The following is an 18,332-nucleotide window of genomic DNA, read 5'->3' as shown; positions in this document are numbered from 1 at the left end:
CGAATAGGCTCGTCACATGAGCAGCCGGTGGAACTCCTCGCGCACCCGTCGCGCCCATTCTCCTGTGGGTGAGCCCGGAACGTTCCCCGTTCTGATCGAGCCACAGCTCGCTACGCTGGTCGATCGCGCACCGGCAGGCGGCGACTGGTCGTACGAAATCAAGTTCGACGGTTATCGGATGATGGTCCGCATCGAGCGTGGCACCGTCCAGATTTTTACCCGCAACGGACATGATTGGACTTCACGTATGCCCAGTCTGACCGACGCACTCTCGGTATTGCCGGTCGAGGAGGTGTGGCTCGACGGCGAGGTGGTCGTGTTGGACGCGGCGGGTCGCCCCGACTTCAATGCGCTTCAAAATGCCTTTGACCGGCGCAGCACTGCGGACATAGTCCTATTCGTCTTCGATATCCTCTGGCTGAACGGCACCGATCTGCGTGAACACCCGTTGCGTGTCCGTCGCAAGCTTCTTCGCGCATTGATGGATGAAACGGACGCCGATGTGTTGCGATTGTCGGAAGACTTCGCGAAAGACCCGGTGTCGCTGGTCGCTTCAGCTTGCCGCATGAAGCTCGAAGGGATCATCGGCAAGCGTGGCGATGCGCCATACCGCTCCGGGCGATCTACCGAGTGGATCAAGCTCAAATGCAATCTGCGCCAGGAGTTCGTGGTCGGCGGCTTCACCCGGACCAAAGGTGCGCGCTCAGGTGTTCATTCCCTTCTGCTCGGCGTGTACGAACAGGATGGGTCATTGCGCTACGCGGGCAACGTCAAGCCATACTTGTCCAGTCGCGCCGCCGATGCCTTCCTGCGGCGCGCCAGTACAGTCACCGCTCGCGAAACAGCGTTCTACAACCCGCCCAAACCGGAGAAAGACCGCGACTGCCTCTGGTTGGAGCCGTTGCTCGTCGTCGAGTGTTCGTTCCTCGAATGGACGCCCGCTGGCGAAGTCCGACATCCAGTTTTTCACGCGATCCGGGAAGACAAGGCCGCGGGCTCGATCACCGAAGAGCCGATGATCGCTGTCGAGTCGGACGAACCGGTCGAGTCCGATGCGGGTTCGACTCGCCAGCGTCCAGGGCCGAAAGGAGCCGTGACGATCGGCGGCATTCGGATATCCAACCCCGAGCGGGTCATGGATGAGGTGACCGGGCACACCAAGCGCGACATGGTCGAGTACTACGCTGCGATATCCGAATGGGCGTTGCCGCATCTGCATAACCGGCCGTTGGCGTTGGTTCGCGCGCCAAACGGAATTAAGGGCGAATTGTTCTTCCAGAAACACAGCGAAAAGTTCCAGATTCCCGGCGTCGAAGAACTGCCTGCCGAATTGCATCCGAGGCATCCGCCGCTGCTAGTTGCCAACAAACCGGAGGCGCTGATCGGTCTCGCCCAGATGGGCGTTGTCGAACTGCACTGTTGGAACGCCGCAGCACCCGACCTGGAGCATCCCGACAGGATCATCTTCGACCTCGATCCCGACCCGAACCTGCCATGGAGTTCAATGCTCGAAGCGGCCGAACTGCTGAAGGTCGTACTCGACGAGATAGGTCTGCTGTCATTCCCGAAAACCAGCGGAGGCAAAGGATTCCATGTCGTCGTGCCGTTGACGCGACGTCAGGCCTGGAGTGAAGCAAAGGAGTTCGCGCAGGCGGTCGCCCGTCACATGTCGCGGGTGGTGCCAGACCGCTTTTCGGCGGTTCTCGGTCCGAAAAACCGTATCAACAGAATCTTTATCGACTATCTTCGCAATGGCCGCGGCGCGAGCACCGTTGCCCCTTTCTCGGTCAGGGCCCGTTCCGGAATGGCAGTTTCGATGCCGGTCTCGTGGGACGAATTGCGGCGAGTCGGCCGAGGCGACGAATGGACCATGCACAAGGCGATCGAACGTCAGCGTTCCCTGAGGTTCGATCCATGGGAAGGCTACTGGCGCACGCGGCAGGGAATCACTGCCGCGATGCGCCGCGCCGTGGGCATGAAGCGCTAGCTGCCGCGCTGCTCGGTGCTTTTCAGGCAGCGTGCCGGTGCGAATGCGTCGCTGCGTACTTGAGCGCGTAGTGAGCTCCTTTGCCGCTGGCGTGTCGGGGGACAATGCTCCCCTCCACGCACGTCACTTCGAAAGACCTCGACAAAGGCATTCGACATTTGTCGTGGCCGCCTATACGAAATAGAGAAACTGCCCGAAAGTTCTACGGTTTCATCACCACCTTGATGCAGCCTGTCTGGAGACCCCTATGACGTTGGCTGAAGCGGACCGGTGCGCGCAGCCGACCGCTCATGTGTTTGAGCAGGAGGGCGGCTGGCCTTGGGGCTTCAGTGCGAGTTGCAAAGTCGCCAGCGGGACCCCGGCGGCCGCAGGGCGAACGCCCCACAGTCTTTCAGCTTTGCGCAAATCTGCACCAGGAGTGCTGGCGGCGGATCGGCCGCGACCAGCAATGCGTGGCCGGCACGCCCGTCCTCACTTATGCTCGCTACGAAACAGTCGGCTTGCGGCTCGATGAACCGGTTGACGGCGATTAACCCCCATTCCCCGTGAGCAGCATATTCCGCATGATCCATTTCGTGCGTCGGGAACACCGATTTCGGGGCGCCACGGGAAGCGGCGAGTGAGAAAACGAACACGTCCAACTCGCACAAATCGGACTCAGCGAGAGCTTGGCGTGCGTCAGAAGCATCGCGATACGAGCGGAAGATTGCGCTCAGATACTCGGCCATTTGGCGCCCCGTCCTTTTCTATCGCTTATGCGGGAAGCACGCTCTGTGCCGCGTTCCGACCTCCGGTCCATATCTTCAGCGGCTACGCCAGTCCCCGAACGTCAGCTACATCGCATAGCAGGCGCGGGTGTCTGGGATCGGACACGTCGATCTGGTTCCACGAAATCCGCTGATGCCGCCAGCGCCCCTTGCGCTGCGCCATGTCACGCAACAGCCTTGGCAGCCAACGTACGGCGAGCCGCTCGACCAATGCACTCGGACCGATGTGAAATTCGCTGATCATCCAGGCGTCGTGGTCTTGAACGAGCTTGATTGCCTCGATGCGGCCTAGTGATGAGCCGTCTGGCGTCAGCACTTGTCGACCGACGATCAGATCGATGTTGATCTGCGCCATCATCGCGATGCCGGAATGCGCTCGACGACGTGCTCGCGTAGCCAGCGCTGCCAGTTGCCAAGCGGGGTATCGCGCGCATCCAGGTCCACCTCGATGTCGATCCCCAAGCGACGGACCCGACTCCAGGGAATCCGGTTGACGAGGCCGAGCAGCGACATGCCTTTTTCGATCAGCCCGAACGTGCTACGCCACAGGACAAACCATGCCAGCACCGCAACCGGCGGGGCCCACCATTCATGTCTTACCCCGCTGGCCAGTTCGAGCGATACACTGACGCCTCCAATCTCCGCCGACAGCACCAGGGCGTTGACGATGAGCGTCGTGACGAAGGGGAAAACGGAAGAATTTGATGCCAAACCGGTCACGAATTCCGTCGGCGATCGTATGGCTAGCAATTGCGAGCCTGTCGCGCCCGGTGCATGGGGTCGGAATCCGGAAGCCTTTCGCACCATTCGATCGCCAACGCCCGTTTCTGCCCGGAAACCCCGGCGTGTGAGCCGAACTTCCCGAGGTTGCCGATGCGCGGTAACTCGTGCTACGCGCCTTGAAATTTTCTCCGTGCATACTATTCTAAATTCCGCTCAGGCAGTCGCGCCGGCCATGCGGCGCGCTGCGTGTTTCGATTTGTTTGCCCGCAGCCCGGCAGACGGACTGGAGCGCGTAGGCCGGTTCGTTTCCGTGCTGCATCGAAGGAGGAAACGATCATGAGTGACCTTTACTTCGGAGCCGACCTGTTCAGTGAGTTCGACCGTCTGCAACGGCAGATGGCGAGCCTCTTCGGCGGCTTCCCTTCCAGTATCCGTTCTGGCCGCGCTGGCGCCTTCCCGCAGATCAACATCGGTTCGACCGACGACTCGATCGAGATCGTCGCGTTCGCGCCGGGAGTCGATCCGGCCAAGCTCGACGTATCGCTAGACAAGGGGTTGCTGACCATCAGCGGCGAGCGCGCGAGCTCGCAACTGGAAACCCGCGGCGACGATGTGCGCACCTATGCACAGGAGCGATTCGTGGGCACGTTCCGGCGCGTGGTCGAGCTCCCGCAAAACGCGGACCCTGGCAAGGTCAGCGCGCGGTACACCAATGGATGCCTGATGGTGAGCATCGGCAAAAGCGAGGCATCAAAGCCGCGGGCGATCACCGTTCAGTGAGCGGCTGGCAGAACTACGGAGGACATCATGAACGACACGACTGAACTCGCCAGAAAGGACCAAACGGCGGTGGCCCAGCGCGACGGTGATGCGTCGCAACGTCGGATCACGTTGACACCGCCGGTAGACATCTTCGAGGACAGCCACGGCATCACGCTGTGGGCGGATCTTCCGGGCGTGACCAGGGAGCGGCTGGACGTCAAGGTCCACGATGGCAACCTGTACATCGAAGCAGAGGCGATGGTGCCGACACCGGCGGAACTGCGTCTGCAGCATGCGGAGATCCGTCAGCCTCACTTCGCGCGGGCGTTTTCGATGAGCGCCGACTTCGATGCGTCGAAAATCGAAGCCAATCTGAAGGACGGCGTATTGAAGCTGACGATACCGCGCCGCGACGAAGCGCGACCGCACCGGATCGAGGTGCGTACCGACTGAAGTCGGCCGGGGGAGGGACAGCAGTAGCAAGAAGCTAGATGCTGTCCTCCGGCCACCGCCTTTCGGCTGTCGAGTCGAAGCGGTCGCGGCGCGGAAACCGGAATCCCGTTTCGTCGCTGATAGGAAAGGAGCACACGATGAACACTGATCCGAAAAAATGGAACCCCTTCAAGTTCCTTCGCGGAGGCGCCCGCAAATCCGATGCGGACGACACAGACGGTCGGCGCGCGGATGAGTGGCGGGCCGCATGGCCCGATATTCCACGACTATCTCTTCGCGAACCGTGGCGGGCCGTGGAGGAATTCTTTCGTGATCCATTTGCAGGCGGTGGTGCGATTGAACGATGGTTTGGCGACTTCAGTTCGTCGCGCTTCCAGCCGCGCATCGACGTCGTGGACGAGGGGCAGGTGCTTCGCGTTACTGCAGAACTGCCCGGGATGGGACGCGAGGACTTGAACGTGAGCGTCGAGGAAGGGGCAATCGTGCTGCGCGGCGAGAAGAAGCAGGACGTGCGCAGCGAGGAAGATGGATGCTACCGGTTGGAGCGAGCCTATGGAAGCTTCGTGCGCAGAATTCCGATGCCGGACAATGCCGACCCGGACCACGCATTGGCAAAGTTTGACAACGGCATTCTTACATTGACCGTGCCGAAAACGGAACCGGCACGGTCCGCTAGTCGAACCATCGATATCGGTTAGCACCGACGCCAGAATTGCCCGGCCGCGGGTGACTTTCTGGCTGGCCCGGCCGTTAGCTCAATTGGTAGAGCAGTAGCGGTCTGTGCGCGATCGGGAAGCAGCGTGGCTTTACGAAAACCGTGGCGTTGTTGAAAACCGCGGGCGATTCTTCACGGGCCGTCGAATCCGTGAGTATCTTGACGCATGAGGGGTACACGCAAAGCGGCAGCTTGCGCTTATCAGATTCCACTTGTCGCGTCGATGTCGAATGACCGGTCCGCGAGGCAAATCGTCATGTGGATCAGCATCTTTGACCTGTTCGCTTGCCACGGGGAAGGGGAGCATCCGACCCACGGACGAATGTGATTGGCATGACTCGAAGGTAAATCACAAGATGGCGAGCACAGGCGGACCATTCGATCGGTACGCCTGCGCTGTGTCCTCATGGTTTACTGTTGCATAGCCTCCTTGTTACCGGCCCTTTCCGCAAACTCGGTAAGCTTGAGGTCCGTCGCCTTTTCTTCGTCCAGCGTCTCTTTCAGCAGTTTCACGGCTTCGGTGAAACCCAGTTGCTTGCCAATGGCGCACAGACTACCGTAGGTAGCGATCTCGTAGTGTTCGACCTTCTGCGCGGCAGCCACGAGGCCCGCATCCAGGACCGGACCTTTTTCAATCTCGTCGATCAGTTCCTGTCCTTCTTCTATCAATCCCTCCATCGCGATGCACTTCATTCTCTTCAGGCGGATGTCGCAGGTTTCCACCACCTTGTCGATCCGTTCGACCTGTCCTTGCGTTTCTTCAAGATGAGTCTTGAATGCGTCGCTCAGCGCCGGGTCGGAAGCGGCGCGGGAGAGTTTCGCCAGCGCTCGCGTCAGTTGCTTCTCCGCGCTATAGATATCGGAAAGCATGTGCACGAACAGATCATCGACCGTCTTTCGCTGTGACATTTGTGAGCTCCTAAAAGGTTGTTCGGAGCCCTTAGCGGCGCAACGAGTGTGCCCGAGATCGGCCGACACCCATCCAGACCGGCGGCCGCAAGTGGATCGTGAATGGTCTCGCCGCAGCGACGTTTGCGGGACTCTCGATATGTCTTCGCACAGGTGGAGAGTGCCGCATTCCCTGACCATCGCGAACACCGAAGCATCTGTGGTCTACCGTGGAGGTCGCAAAAACCGCGCAACCGTGCCGGTAAAAGCATCCGCTGCGAAGTACACCGACCCATCGACGGGGGTGCCCTGGACCTTTGGACCGGGGAGGGTGCCGGGAGGACGAGACTTACGTGATGTGAGGGGAATTGCCAACGCTTAGAAGTTGACGTCGAGCCACGCCTTCGCCCATGCCACACCGCGCTCATTCGCGGAAGCTTTGGTGTCGAAATAGCCGATGTCGGTGAAGCGAAAGACCTGGCGATTGTCCACATAGTCCTGAGGGCGGCGCTCAACCTCCACGCGAGCGTGGTAGTGAAAGCCTCTCTTCTCGGGCAACGAACGAATCACCCACTCCCGATGCGTCACCTGCCATGATACGTCGGTCATTCTGACTTATATGGACGCCTCCCCGATTGCCAGGTGCGACCATTCTCCGTAGTAAGTGAGTCTTCTACGCGGCGCAAACCGCGCAACCGGGTTGATACGTTCGACCATCAGCCATGAGCGCTGGAACCCGCATCAGTCGCCTCGCACGTCGTTCTCGCGACTCCATGCGGCGGGCCGATGTTCGATCGCCGTCATGTCCGCCGCGGCTTATGATTTCCACGAGCCGACGCTCATTGGCTGCAGTCATAGTCCTCTCTGGCCTCTACGCTTCGATGCATGTTTCGCAAGCAGTCCATGTGCCTCGGCGGTTCGCATATGCCTGTCCGAAAGACGCGGTCAACGGCGCACACGCGTGCGCGGATTCTCGGTCACCCTCGAAAATGGGGACGTTTGCGCGGGAGGCCTTCCTGGCTACGGGGGGCAAAGATCTTCACGCTGTCCACCTTGCGCCGCGACGCGTTATATCGGCGCGTTTCCGCGATGAACGGGCAGGGACCACGCGACACACTTCGAAATCGGTCCGTCAGCCTACGACCGGCAGTTTCACATGGCGACCTGTTGGGGGGAGGCCGGGCAGGAAATAGTCCATCGCTCGATCACGGCAGAAGCACATCACGAACGCATCGACGATGCGATTGGCAGGAGAGGTTACTGAAATCCAAACTCGATTACGTATGGTTCATCGTACGCGTAGATTGTTGTTTCGTGTCGTCGTCGGGTACGGAATGATCAACCAGCTAGAACGGACCTTGCGCCAATCAAGGTTCACTCAGGACAATGAACTTGTGAACATTCTCGTAAGGATGTTGCTCACAACCGCTTCGGCTGAAGTCTTCGACAGCTCGTTGGGCATGGTAATGGTGAAATAGAGGACGTCGTCCATCAATGCGATCGTGGCAAGTGCCTGGGCGGCACAGGCGCCTGGCACTTGCATGTTGACATGCTTGCAGAACTGCTCGATGAAGGAGACGATCATATCGCGCTGTTCTAGCCAAAGGACGTTCATCTGTTGTCGGAACTTCGCGTCACGCATGGCATGCAGGCGTGCCTCGGCCCACATGACGTAGTTGTTGTCGTCGCGATAACGCTGCGCGTATAACAAGGTGAGCTGCTTTCGCAGGCCCTGGCTGGACGAACCGGCCTCTAACAGTTTCCGCAAGTTTTCCTGGATGTTCTGGTGATCGAGACGAAGCAGTTCGACGAACAGGTCGCTTTTGCTGTCGAAGTTCGAGTAGAACGCACCACGGGTATAGCCGGCCCGGGCGGCGATATCCTCTACGCTCGTGGCGGCCAACCCCTTCCTGGCAATGCTCAAGGCCGCTGCACCGAGCAGGCGTCTGCGGGTCTGCTTGCGGGTTTCTTCCCGGGTCAATCGTTTGCGTGACATGCGATAAGGCGGTGTAGACGAAACGCTGCGCTTCCAATTCTTGATGGCAAGTGACTGGAGGGACCTTTCGACAGGTAGCCGCTCCGCTGCGCGGGCGAAGCGGAGTCCTCATCAACGGCCATCGAAGAACAAAGATTGCCAAATTCCCGGCGCCGCTTTGCATGCTTTCGGCGCGTGCGCTAGCTACCTGGTGGCTACCGTCGCTTCGGATTCGCTGGGTTGCCAACCACCCCCCAGCGCCTTGAAAGCAGCGACTGCTGCGCGGGCTGACTCCGTTTGTGCCTGCACTCGCGCATCGGAAGTGCGTAGCAGGCTGTCGTCGGCTTGCAGGACTTCAATCAGACTGACCACGCCTTTTTGATAGGCTGCAAACGAGGCAGCTCTTGCGCGGCCGAGCGAGTCCACGCCCTGCGTGAGCACAGCAGCCTGTTCCTCGCGCTTGACCAGTGCCGAAAAAGCGTTCTCCACGTCCTCAGTCGCATGGAATGCGGCAAGCCGATAGGCAGCCAGCATCTCGGCCTCCTGACCCCTGGCCTGGCTGATCTGCGCATTGATCCGGCCGAAGTCGAACAAACGCCAGCGCAGACCCAGCAGGCCGGCGGCCTGGCTGGCGCCGCTCGTGAACAGATTGCCGCTGGCCACGGACGTCGCGCTGCCGATCAGCCCACTGAGGGAGACCTTGGGGTAGTACTCTGCGATGGCCACTCCAATACGTGCATTCGATGCGGCGAGGTGTCGCTCGGCCACGATCAGGTCTGGCCGCCGCCTGAGCAACTCGCGCGGCGATCCGGTGGCTCCGATCTGCGGGGGGACGGGGATGTCGCCAGCTTCGAGCAGCTCGGCCCGATGTACGCCGGGCTGGGCGCCGAGCATTACATCCAGTGCGTTCATGGCCGCGTCGAGGCTCGTCTCGAGGACCGGGACCGAGGCCCGGACCTGGGCAAGCGCCCCCTCGGCCTGTCTTACCTGAAGCTCGGCTGCCAACCCCTTGCCATACAGAAGGTTGATGGTGGAGAGCAGATCCTGCTGCGTCTGCACCTGTCGCCGCGCGACCTTCAGACGGGCTTGCAATCCGCGGATGCTGATATAGATGTCGGCGGTCTGTGCCGCCACGGCCAGGCGTGTGGCCGCGGCGCCGGCTTCCGAAGCCTCGTACTCGGCGAGCGCCGCTTCCCGTCCACGACGCAGGCCTCCGAACACATCCAGTTCCCAGCTCGCGCTGAGATTGGCTTCGTACTCGTTGCCGTAGCGGTCGAAACCGGGCGTCGAGTTCAAAACTCGCCCGAGGGGCGTTTCAACGGACTGGTAGACCCTGGCTGCCTGGCCGCTGACATTGCCGGAAGGCAGCAGCGCGGCATTCGCCGCCCCAAGTGCTGCACGTGCCTGGGCGACACGAGCAGAAGCTTGCGCGAGGTCGAGGTTCTGCTCCAGCGCAAGCGCGACGAATCGCGTCAGTTGCGGATCGCCAAACGCCGTCCACCAGGTCACGAGGTCCGCAGTGGCCGTTGCATGCCGATGATCGACCGCTGTCTGGCCCATGAACCGCTCCGGCATCGGTACATCGGGCCGAACGTAATCTGGACCTACCGCGCAGCCTGCCGAAAGGCTGGCGACGATAAGCATGGCGAGGGTGCGTTTGGGCAGCATGAGCTTCTTCCGGGCGACGAGGACGAGTAAAGGTGACTATAATACACTTTAGTCACCTGTTGTCGATTTCTGGGGGCGGCGGTAAGCTAAGAACCATGAAAAATGCAGCCACCTATCCCATTTCGGCCCGCGGCCCAGCCGACCATGACGTGCGCGATCAGATCGTTGCCGCGGCCACCGAGCACTTCAGCCGGTATGGCTACGAGAAAACGACCGTCTCTGATCTCGCCAAGTCCATCGGCTTTTCCAAGGCGTATATCTACAAGTTCTTCGAGTCCAAGCAGGCTATTGGCGAGATGATCTGCGCGAACTGCCTGCGCGAGATCGAAAGCGAGGTCAAAGCTGCCGTCGAAGAGGTCGACCGGCCGCCAGAGAAACTGCGGCGGATGTTCAAGGCGATCGTCGAGGCGAGCCTTCGCCTGTTCTCCCAGGACCGCAAGCTTTACGAGATTGCCGCGTCGGCCGCCACCGAGCAATGGCAGGCGACGCGCGCCTATGAAGAGCGCATCCAGAAGCTGCTTCAGGACATCCTCCAGGAGGGGCGGCAAAGCGGAGACTTCGAGCGCAAGACGCCGCTGGACGAGACCGCAATGGCGATCTACCTGGTTTTGCGCCCGTACCTCAACCCGTTGATCCTGCAGCACAGCTTCGATTACACCGAGGAGGCGCCGGCGAAATTGTCCAGTCTGGTGCTCCGCAGCCTCTCACCTTAACGCGCACCATTTGTGACTATTGACTATATTGGTCACTAGAACCATAATCGGATCCATCATCCTTTCGTCGATGGGTCTTTCATGCTTGCGCGCCGCCTCGCTACCTCAGCCGTCGTCTTCGCCTTGCCGTTTGCGCTGGCCGCTTGCGGCGCAAAAGCACCGCCCGATCCGCGCACGGAGGCGCCGCTGGTGCGTTCCGCCATCGTTCGGGACGCACCGCCTGCCTCGCGCTCATTTACCGGAACCGTAGCCGCCCGGGTGCAGAGCGACCTGGGGTTTCGGGTCTCCGGCAAGGTGCTCGAGCGGCTGGTCAATGCCGGGCAGAGCGTCAGGCGCGGCCAGCCGCTCATGCGCATCGACCCCGTCGATCTGAAGCTGGCCGCGCAGGCGCAGCAGCAGGCCGTCGCTGCCGCGCGGGCACGGGCGCAGCAGACGGCGGAAGATGAAGCGCGCTACCAAGATCTGCGCGGCACGGGCGCCATTTCCGCCTCGGCCTACGACCAGGTCAAGGCCGCGGCCGATGCTGCCAAAGCCCAGCTCAGCGCAGCCGCAGCCCAAGCCGACGTCGCGCTTAATGCGAGTCGCTATACGGAGCTGGTGGCCGACGCCGATGGTGTCGTCATGGAAACGCTGGCTGAGCCCGGGCAGGTCGTCAACGCCGGGCAGACCGTGGTGCGCCTGGCTCACGCAGGACGTCGCGAGGCCGTGATCCAGTTGCCGGAAACCCTGCGCCCGGAGGTCGGTTCCGTCGCGCAGGCTACGCTCTTCGGCAAGCAGGACGTCACGGTTCCCGCCGAATTGCGGCAACTGTCCGATGCTGCGGACCCGCTCACCCGCACCTTCGAGGCTCGGTACGTGCTCGACGGCACGCTGTCCGATGCACCGCTAGGCGCAACGGTCACCATCCAGATTCCGGATGCGCGTCGTTCCGTGCAAAGCGCGCTGAAGGTGCCGCTTGGCGCCCTTTTCGATGCGGGCAAGGGACCGGGAGTATGGGTCGTCGACGGCGAGCCGCCAAAGGTCTCCTGGCGGCCGGTCACGGTCGAGCACGTGGATGACGACGACGTCCGCATCAACGGCCCGATCAAGCAAGGCGACCGGATCGTCGCGCTCGGCGCGCATCTGCTACGCGAAGGTGAACTGGTCCGTGTGGCGGGCCAGGCTCCCGTGACCGCAACCGAGGGAGCCCGTCCGTGAGCGAAGGTCGTTTCAACCTTTCCGCGCTCGCTGTGCGCGAGCGCTCCATCACCCTGTTCCTGATCTGCCTGCTCTCGCTGGCCGGACTCGTTTCATTCTTCAAGCTCGGCCGCGCCGAAGATCCCGCCTTCACGGTCAAGGTGATGACCATCATCACTGCCTGGCCGGGGGCCACCGCGCAGGAAATGCAGGACCAGGTCGCCGAAAAGCTCGAAAAGCGCATGCAGGAGCTGCGCTGGTACGACCGTACGGAGACCTACACAAGGCCGGGCCTCGCCTTGACGACCTTGACCCTGCTCGACAGCACACCGCCTTCGGAAGTGCAGGAACAGTTCTACCAGGCCCGCAAGAAAATCAGCGACGAGGCAGGCAACCTGCCGCCTGGTGCGATCGGGCCGATGGTCAACGACGAATACGCAGACGTCACCTTCGCGCTGTTTGCGCTGAAGGCCAAAGGCGAACCGCAGCGCCTGCTGGTACGCGACGCCGAGACGCTGCGCCAGCGGCTGCTGCACGTGCCGGGGGTGAAGAAGGTCAACATCATTGGCGAGCAGGCGGAGCGGATCTATGTCGAGTTTTCGCATGACCGTCTGGCAACGCTGGGCGTCAGTCCGCAGGACGTGTTCGCCGCGCTGAACGGCCAGAATGCGCTGACGCCCGCCGGCTCGGTGGAGACCAGGGGCCCGGAGGTGTTCATCCGCCTCGACGGCGCGTTCGACGCGTTGCAGAAGATCCGCGATACGCCCGTCGTGGCGCAGGGACGCACGCTGAAGCTATCGGACATTGCCACCGTCACGCGTGGCTATGAAGTTCCGGCGACGTTCCTGATCCGCAACAACGGCGAACCTGCCCTGCTGCTGGGCGTCGTGATGCGCGACGGCTGGAACGGCCTCGACCTGGGTCGCGCGCTGGACCGCGAGGTGGGCGCGATCAACGGCGGGCTGCCGCTCGGCATGAGCCTGACCAAGGTCACCGACCAGGCCGTCAACATCAGTTCGGCGGTCGATGAGTTCATGGTGAAGTTTTTCGCGGCCCTGCTGGTGGTCATGCTGGTGAGCTTCGTGAGCATGGGCTGGCGCGTGGGCCTGGTGGTTGCCGCGGCCGTGCCGCTGACGCTGGCGGTGGTCTTCCTGGTGATGCTCGCAACTGGCAAGAACTTCGACCGCATCACGCTGGGATCGCTGATCCTGGCGCTGGGCCTGCTGGTGGACGACGCCATCATCGCCATCGAAATGATGGTGGTGAAGATGGAAGAGGGCTACAGCCGCGTTGCGGCCTCCGCTTATGCCTGGAGCCATACCGCGGCGCCCATGCTCTCCGGCACGCTGGTCACGGCGGTCGGCTTCATGCCCAATGGCTTCGCCCGATCCACTGCGGGCGAGTACACGAGCAACATGTTCTGGATCGTTGGGATCGCGTTGATCGCATCGTGGGTGGTCGCCGTGGTGTTCACACCTTACCTCGGCGTCAAGATGCTGCCCGACTTCAGGAAAGTCGAAGGTGGCCACGACGCGCTTTATGACACGCCGCGATACAACGGTTTCCGTCAACTGCTGAAGCGCGTCATTGCGCGCAAGTGGCTCGTCGCCGGTTCGGTCGTGGGCCTCTTCGTGCTGGCCGTCCTTGGCATGGCGGTAGTCAAGAAACAGTTCTTCCCGATCTCCGACCGCCCTGAAGTGCTGATCGAGGTGCAGATGCCGTATGGCACGTCGATCGCCCAGACCAGCGCCGCCACAGCGAAGGTCGAAGCCTGGCTGGCCAGACAGAAGGAAGCGAGAATCGTCACCGCCTATGTCGGTCAGGGCGCACCGCGGTTCTACTTCTCGATGGGACCGGAGCTGCCCGATCCGTCTTTTGCCAAGATCGTGGTGCGCACGGACAACCAGGACGAGCGCGAGGCACTCAAACAGCGGCTGCGCCAGGCAATCGCCGATGGGCTTGCCCCTGAGGCGCGCCTGCGCGTCACGCAGCTCGTATTCGGCCCGTATTCGCCGTTCCCGGTTGCTTACCGGGTCACGGGTCCGGACCCGGACAAGCTCCGCGGTATCGCGGAGCAGGTTCAGCAGGTGATGGATGCGAGCCCGATGATGCGCACCGTCAACACCGACTGGGGCACGCGCACGCCCACGCTGCACTTCACCTTGCAGCAGGACCGGCTGCAGGCCGTGGGGCTGACATCGAGCGCGGTCGCGCAACAACTGCAATTCCTGCTCACCGGCGTGCCTGTCACCGTCGTCCGCGAGGACATTCGCACGGTGCAGGTCATCGCGCGCTCGGCCGGCGAGGTCCGGCTCGACCCGGCGCGGATCGGCGACTTCACGCTGGCTGGCGCCAACGGCCAGCGCATCCCGCTGTCGCAGGTGGGCAAGGTCGACGTGCGCATGGAGGAACCGATCATGCGCCGGCGCGACCGGATGCCGACGATCACCGTGCGCGGTGACATCGCCGATGGCTTGCAGCCGCCAGACGTATCGACGGCGATCACGAGGCAGCTTCGGCCCATCATGGACAAGCTGCCGGACAGCTACCGCATCGAGCAGGCTGGCTCGATCGAAGAATCAGGCAAGGCGACGACAGCCATGTTGCCGCTCTTTCCCATCATGCTGGCGGTCACGCTGCTCATCATCATCCTGCAGGTGCGCTCTATCTCCGCGATGGTCATGGTCTTTCTGACCAGCCCGCTGGGACTGATCGGTGTCGTGCCAACCTTGATCCTTTTCCGGCAGCCGTTCGGAATCAATGCGCTGGTCGGCCTCATTGCGCTATCGGGGATAGTGATGCGCAACACGCTGATTCTGATCGGCCAGATTCACCAGAACGAACAGGCCGGGCTGGATCCGTTCAATGCCGTGATCGAGGCAACCGTGCAGCGTGCGCGACCCGTGATCCTGACCGCGCTGGCGGCGATCCTGGCGTTCATCCCGCTGACCCATTCGGTGTTCTGGGGGACGCTCGCGTATACGCTGATCGGTGGCACTTTTGCAGGAACGATCCTGACCCTGGTGTTCCTGCCGGCCATGTATTCCATCTGGTTCAGGATTCGGCCGGGCGATACGACTAATCTGCGCAGAGGCAGGCATGAGCAGGCGCAGCCTGCGAAAGAAATGCCGCAGGATGTGCTCGCTGCCCGGCAATGAACCTTGGTTGCAAGATCAATCGGAGCGGCTGATCCGCTATTTATCCCATTCACCTGCATCGAACGGAACTGCCATGTCGAATTCTAAAGTCGTCGTCGTTACTGGTGTGTCGTCGGGCATCGGACGAGCCACCGCGGAGAAGTTTGCCAGCCGGGGTTGCCGGGTATTCGGTAACGTACGCAACGCTACAACCGCGCAATCGATACCCGGTGTTGTGCTGGTCGAGATGGATGTCCGTAACGACGCCTCAGTGGAACATGCAATCCAGAGCGTCATCGCGGAAGCCACGCGCATCGATGTGCTTGTCAATAGCGCGGGCGTGACGCTGCTCGGCGCGACGGAAGAAACGTCGATTGCCGAGGCTCAGTCGCTATTCGATACCAACGTTTTCGGGATTTTGCGCACAACACGAGCGGTACTGCCGCACATGCGCTCGCAACGTTCGGGAAGAATCGTCAATGTGAGCTCAGTGCTGGGCTTCCTTCCGGCTCCGTACATGGGGCTCTATTCAGCATCCAAGCATGCCGTCGAGGGAATGTCTGAAACCTTGGACCATGAGGTGCGCAAGTTGGGAATCCGTGTGGTGCTTGTCGAGCCTTCCTATACCAGGACCAATCTGGATCTCAATGCACCGCATGCGGCTTCCAAAATCGCAGCCTATGACGATGAGCGCGCCATCGTGTCCCGCGCGATTCAAAAAAATGTCAATGAGGCGCCGGCACCTGATGGCGTCGCAACCACGATTGTCCATTCCGCGTTGGGCGCATGGAGAATGAGGCGCACTCCAAAAGGCCAGGCTTCTCTCCTAAGCAAATTGCGTCGCTTCATGCCTGCCGGACCCGTCGACGCAAACCTGAGAAAGACATTTGGACTCTCGTGAAGTCGCCTACCGATTTCACGTCGCAGCAGCCAGGTTGAAACGCGTCGCTCGCCGAACCGGACCACTCGCGGCCATCGCGACATCGAGGAAGACGGTGCGCTCGGATGGATTGGCGAACGGTCCGGCCTCAGAGCTGTCTTCCTCGTCAGCCCAGTGATAGTTGTTTGCGTGGCTGGCGCGGCTGTTCACATAAAAAGGGAAGCTCATCGACGACGTCCACCGCGGCTGTGCGCCGGCGCTTCGGGATGATGGCGACGTTGGCATGCAGCCTGTCCTCCGAACCGCCCACATGCGCGACCTCGCAAACTCATGTCTGGACTGCCAACCGGATTTAAAAATCGCTTTCGCGAATATCACGATTGATTTACAACGCCAGAGAAAATTGGTGTGGTCTCCTATATTCGCCGATCCTATTTCGTCTGATAAAAACGCGCTTAAACCATATCTAATTCCCGATAGAACAAATCAATATCGCGCCAACGTTTGCGCATTCGATAGGCGGGGCAATCCTGGCTTCAGTTCATTAAGTCTGCCGCCGTAAATGCATATGCGAGGCGCATCAGTTTTCACGGGCGCGGCCGCATACCGGTGCGTGACTCGGGCATCAAGAACGATCGCCCGCATTTACGTGTCTTTCCGTCGAAAATGGAAGCGAAAAATGATCCTGAATAACTTGTCTGTGAAGACAAAGCTTACGGTGGCTTTCGGAGCATTGACCGTTGTAGTACTGGTCGTTTCAGGACTCGCCTTGAAGGAGCTGAACGACGCGAATGACCGCTTTTCCGGCTACATCAATGGTATTAACGCACGGGCCACAATGGCTGAAGCTCTCCGCACCGCAGTTGATGATCGTGCCGTGGCGGTGCGCAATCTGGTGCTGGTCACCACGCCTGAGGACATCGAGCTGGAAAAGGCCGCCGTCATCGACGCTGAACGCAGAGTCGAGGCTAACCTGGAAAAGTTCAATGCCATGGTAGCGGGCGCTTCCGACATGAGCGACAAGGCACGCAGACTCGCGGCTGAACTTCCCAGGATCGAGGCGCTTTACCGCCCCGTGGCCCTGGAAATCAATAGGCTGGCGGTGAGTAATCAGCGCGACGCGGCGATTGCGGCAATTGATACCAAATGCAGGCCACTGCTTTCGGCTCTGATCAAGGCGTCCAACGAGTACGAGGACTTCACCCGTGAACGTGCACAACAAATGGTCCGCCAATCGAGCGATCAATTCGCAACTCAGCGGAATCTGCTGATTGCAATCTGTCTGGCTGCGCTCGTGCTGGCGGTCGTGGCAGGTGCAGTCATCACCCGCAGCCTGCTACGCGCTTTGGGCGCCGAGCCCGTGGCACTGGTCGAAGTGACGCAGCGCGTGGCCGGCGGCGATCTGAGCCCGGTGCCGGGGGCGAACAGTGCGCCGACCGGAAGCGTGCTCGCCTCGATGGGCAAGATGCAGGCTAGCCTCGTTCACCTGATCGGTCAGGTTCGTACTTCCGCCGACAGTATCGCGACGGGTTCGAGCCAGATCGCGTCGGGCAACGTGGATCTTTCCACGCGTACAGAGCAGCAGGCTGCGTCACTGCAGGAAACTGCGGCAAGCATGGAGGAGCTGACGTCAACGGTGAAGCAGAACGCCGAGAACGCACAGCAGGCGAGCTCGCTCTCGGCCAACGCATCCGAAGTGGCGGGACGGGGCAATCAGGTCGTTGGCGAGGTGGTCGATACGATGAGCGAAATCAGGACGAGTTCCACCAGAATCGCGGATATCACTGGGATCATCGAGGGGATCGCCTTCCAGACCAACATCCTCGCACTGAATGCCGCGGTGGAGGCCGCTCGTGCAGGCGAGCAGGGACGTGGGTTCGCGGTGGTCGCGAGCGAAGTGCGCAGCCTCGCTCAGCGCTCGTCCAGTGCCGCGAAGGAGATCAAGGATCTGATCAACGCGTCCGTGCAGAAGATCCAGAATGGGTCGTCGCTTGCCAACGAGGCGGGGAAGACAATGGCGGAGGTGACACAGGCCGTGGCGCGGGTGACCGACATCATGGGAGAAATCGCAGCCGCGTCGACCGAGCAGAGCCGCGGGATCGAGCAGGTCAATCAGGCGATTACGCAGATGGACGAAGTGACGCAGCAGAATGCCGCGCTGGTGGAGGAAGCGGCGGCGGCGTCGAAATCGCTCGAGGATCAGGGCCGGCAGCTGAACCAGGCGGTTTCGTTCTTCCGTCTGGATTCCCAGGCCGCTGCGCACGCAACGGGCGGAGCTGCTGCCCCAGCAAGCGTCCCGGTAGCACGGCTGCGGACCGCGCCGCGAGCACCTCGGTATAGGGCAGCCAACACGTAATCTTGCGCTCGGGAGGCGATAGATGTTGGCGAGATGCGGCTCGTGCGCAACCAAAAAGAGCGAGCCGCGGCACTTCTGAACCGATCGAATCCAGGCACCGCTGTAATGCAACGATGGTGCTGTTCGATCATT

The 18,332-nt window shown here is 61.3% G+C and carries 17 protein-coding genes; 9 read left to right on the top strand and 8 right to left on the bottom strand.

Features of this window, described 5'->3' with window-relative positions; all coding sequences use genetic code 11:
* Positions 1 to 16 precede the first annotated feature (16 nt).
* A complete protein-coding gene (gene ligD / locus AB3X96_RS25820; RefSeq protein ID WP_368591940.1) occupies positions 17 to 1,987 on the top strand; it encodes a DNA ligase D in 1,971 nt (656 codons plus the stop codon).
* 326 nt (positions 1,988 to 2,313) lie between these two features.
* Here ligD and AB3X96_RS25815 read toward each other — a convergent pair whose 3' ends face one another.
* From AB3X96_RS25815 to AB3X96_RS25805, 3 genes are all read right to left on the bottom strand, one after another.
* Positions 2,314 to 2,715, bottom strand: a complete 402-nt coding sequence (locus AB3X96_RS25815) for a hypothetical protein (RefSeq protein ID WP_176111098.1) — start codon at positions 2,713 to 2,715, stop codon at positions 2,314 to 2,316.
* An 82-nt stretch (positions 2,716 to 2,797) separates the two neighbouring features.
* A complete protein-coding gene (locus AB3X96_RS25810; protein ID WP_368591939.1) occupies positions 2,798 to 3,112 on the bottom strand; it encodes a hypothetical protein in 315 nt (104 codons plus the stop codon).
* Positions 3,109 to 3,474, bottom strand: coding sequence for a hypothetical protein (locus tag AB3X96_RS25805; protein WP_368591938.1), 366 nt, complete (start codon positions 3,472 to 3,474; stop codon positions 3,109 to 3,111). The genes AB3X96_RS25810 and AB3X96_RS25805 overlap by 4 nt, the downstream gene beginning before the upstream one ends.
* A gap of 339 nt (positions 3,475 to 3,813) precedes the next feature.
* On the opposite strand from AB3X96_RS25805, the gene AB3X96_RS25800 reads away from it, so the two are divergent.
* From AB3X96_RS25800 to AB3X96_RS25790, 3 genes are all read left to right on the top strand, one after another.
* On the top strand, positions 3,814 to 4,257 hold the full coding sequence (locus tag AB3X96_RS25800) for an Hsp20/alpha crystallin family protein (protein WP_368591937.1): 444 nt from the start codon (positions 3,814 to 3,816) through the stop codon (positions 4,255 to 4,257).
* Positions 4,258 to 4,284: 27 nt separating this feature from the next.
* Positions 4,285 to 4,692: an Hsp20/alpha crystallin family protein gene (locus AB3X96_RS25795; RefSeq protein WP_176110731.1), complete on the top strand. Its 408-nt coding sequence runs from the start codon at positions 4,285 to 4,287 to the stop codon at positions 4,690 to 4,692.
* A 137-nt stretch (positions 4,693 to 4,829) separates the two neighbouring features.
* On the top strand, positions 4,830 to 5,390 hold the full coding sequence (locus AB3X96_RS25790; protein WP_368591936.1) for an Hsp20/alpha crystallin family protein: 561 nt from the start codon (positions 4,830 to 4,832) through the stop codon (positions 5,388 to 5,390).
* 428 nt (positions 5,391 to 5,818) lie between these two features.
* Here AB3X96_RS25790 and AB3X96_RS25785 read toward each other — a convergent pair whose 3' ends face one another.
* The 4 genes from AB3X96_RS25785 to AB3X96_RS25770 all read right to left on the bottom strand — a co-directional run bounded on the left by AB3X96_RS25785 (position 5,819) and on the right by AB3X96_RS25770 (position 9,938).
* On the bottom strand, positions 5,819 to 6,316 hold the full coding sequence (locus AB3X96_RS25785; protein ID WP_176111095.1) for a ferritin-like domain-containing protein: 498 nt from the start codon (positions 6,314 to 6,316) through the stop codon (positions 5,819 to 5,821).
* A 357-nt stretch (positions 6,317 to 6,673) separates the two neighbouring features.
* Positions 6,674 to 6,904 carry a hypothetical protein gene (locus tag AB3X96_RS25780; protein WP_368591935.1) on the bottom strand — a complete coding sequence of 77 codons (231 nt, stop codon included), beginning with the start codon at positions 6,902 to 6,904 and terminating at the stop codon, positions 6,674 to 6,676.
* A gap of 769 nt (positions 6,905 to 7,673) precedes the next feature.
* Complete coding sequence (locus tag AB3X96_RS25775; protein ID WP_368591934.1) at positions 7,674 to 8,291, bottom strand: TetR/AcrR family transcriptional regulator; 618 nt, start codon at positions 8,289 to 8,291, stop codon at positions 7,674 to 7,676.
* A gap of 183 nt (positions 8,292 to 8,474) precedes the next feature.
* Complete coding sequence (locus AB3X96_RS25770) at positions 8,475 to 9,938, bottom strand: efflux transporter outer membrane subunit (RefSeq protein ID WP_368591933.1); 1,464 nt, start codon at positions 9,936 to 9,938, stop codon at positions 8,475 to 8,477.
* Positions 9,939 to 10,033: 95 nt separating this feature from the next.
* Between AB3X96_RS25770 and AB3X96_RS25765 the strand changes: the two genes are divergently transcribed.
* The 4 genes from AB3X96_RS25765 (at position 10,034) to AB3X96_RS25750 (ending at position 15,865) form a co-directional block, all read left to right on the top strand.
* Complete coding sequence (locus AB3X96_RS25765; protein ID WP_176368569.1) at positions 10,034 to 10,651, top strand: TetR/AcrR family transcriptional regulator; 618 nt, start codon at positions 10,034 to 10,036, stop codon at positions 10,649 to 10,651.
* An 81-nt stretch (positions 10,652 to 10,732) separates the two neighbouring features.
* Positions 10,733 to 11,848 (top strand): efflux RND transporter periplasmic adaptor subunit, encoded by a 1,116-nt coding sequence (locus AB3X96_RS25760; RefSeq protein ID WP_368591932.1) that lies wholly within the window; start codon positions 10,733 to 10,735, stop codon positions 11,846 to 11,848.
* Positions 11,845 to 14,985 carry an efflux RND transporter permease subunit gene (locus AB3X96_RS25755; RefSeq protein ID WP_368591931.1) on the top strand — a complete coding sequence of 1,047 codons (3,141 nt, stop codon included), beginning with the start codon at positions 11,845 to 11,847 and terminating at the stop codon, positions 14,983 to 14,985. Before AB3X96_RS25760 ends, AB3X96_RS25755 begins: the two co-directional genes overlap by 4 nt.
* Before the next feature lie 73 nt (positions 14,986 to 15,058).
* Entirely contained in the window at positions 15,059 to 15,865 is an 807-nt protein-coding gene (locus tag AB3X96_RS25750; protein ID WP_368591930.1) for an oxidoreductase, read from the top strand.
* Between the two features lie 15 nt (positions 15,866 to 15,880).
* Here AB3X96_RS25750 and AB3X96_RS25745 read toward each other — a convergent pair whose 3' ends face one another.
* A complete protein-coding gene (locus AB3X96_RS25745; RefSeq protein WP_368591929.1) occupies positions 15,881 to 16,072 on the bottom strand; it encodes a hypothetical protein in 192 nt (63 codons plus the stop codon).
* Between the two features lie 451 nt (positions 16,073 to 16,523).
* On the opposite strand from AB3X96_RS25745, the gene AB3X96_RS25740 reads away from it, so the two are divergent.
* A complete protein-coding gene (locus tag AB3X96_RS25740) occupies positions 16,524 to 18,200 on the top strand; it encodes a methyl-accepting chemotaxis protein (protein WP_368591928.1) in 1,677 nt (558 codons plus the stop codon).
* Positions 18,201 to 18,332: the final 132 nt, after the last annotated feature.

The sequence above is a fragment of the Paraburkholderia sp. BR13439 genome (assembly GCF_040948805.1).
GTDB classification, from domain to species: Bacteria; Pseudomonadota; Gammaproteobacteria; order Burkholderiales; family Burkholderiaceae; genus Paraburkholderia; species Paraburkholderia youngii.
This window is presented reverse-complemented; position numbering and strand designations above follow the sequence as displayed.

Bases quoted from the DNA above. Each gene is read 5' to 3' on its own strand.
- ligD (WP_368591940.1), top strand. From the start codon at position 17: ATGAGCAGCCGGTGGAACTCCTCGCGCACCCGTCGCGCCCATTCTCCT.
- AB3X96_RS25815 (WP_176111098.1), bottom strand. From the start codon at position 2,715: ATGGCCGAGTATCTGAGCGCAATCTTCCGCTCGTATCGCGATGCTTCT.
- AB3X96_RS25810 (WP_368591939.1), bottom strand. From the start codon at position 3,112: ATGATGGCGCAGATCAACATCGATCTGATCGTCGGTCGACAAGTGCTG.
- AB3X96_RS25800 (WP_368591937.1), top strand. From the start codon at position 3,814: ATGAGTGACCTTTACTTCGGAGCCGACCTGTTCAGTGAGTTCGACCGT.
- AB3X96_RS25795 (WP_176110731.1), top strand. From the start codon at position 4,285: ATGAACGACACGACTGAACTCGCCAGAAAGGACCAAACGGCGGTGGCC.
- AB3X96_RS25790 (WP_368591936.1), top strand. From the start codon at position 4,830: ATGAACACTGATCCGAAAAAATGGAACCCCTTCAAGTTCCTTCGCGGA.
- AB3X96_RS25785 (WP_176111095.1), bottom strand. From the start codon at position 6,316: ATGTCACAGCGAAAGACGGTCGATGATCTGTTCGTGCACATGCTTTCC.
- AB3X96_RS25780 (WP_368591935.1), bottom strand. From the start codon at position 6,904: ATGACCGACGTATCATGGCAGGTGACGCATCGGGAGTGGGTGATTCGT.
- AB3X96_RS25775 (WP_368591934.1), bottom strand. From the start codon at position 8,291: ATGTCACGCAAACGATTGACCCGGGAAGAAACCCGCAAGCAGACCCGC.
- AB3X96_RS25770 (WP_368591933.1), bottom strand. From the start codon at position 9,938: ATGCTGCCCAAACGCACCCTCGCCATGCTTATCGTCGCCAGCCTTTCG.
- AB3X96_RS25765 (WP_176368569.1), top strand. From the start codon at position 10,034: ATGAAAAATGCAGCCACCTATCCCATTTCGGCCCGCGGCCCAGCCGAC.
- AB3X96_RS25760 (WP_368591932.1), top strand. From the start codon at position 10,733: ATGCTTGCGCGCCGCCTCGCTACCTCAGCCGTCGTCTTCGCCTTGCCG.
- AB3X96_RS25750 (WP_368591930.1), top strand. From the start codon at position 15,059: ATGTCGAATTCTAAAGTCGTCGTCGTTACTGGTGTGTCGTCGGGCATC.
- AB3X96_RS25745 (WP_368591929.1), bottom strand. From the start codon at position 16,072: ATGAGCTTCCCTTTTTATGTGAACAGCCGCGCCAGCCACGCAAACAAC.
- AB3X96_RS25740 (WP_368591928.1), top strand. From the start codon at position 16,524: ATGATCCTGAATAACTTGTCTGTGAAGACAAAGCTTACGGTGGCTTTC.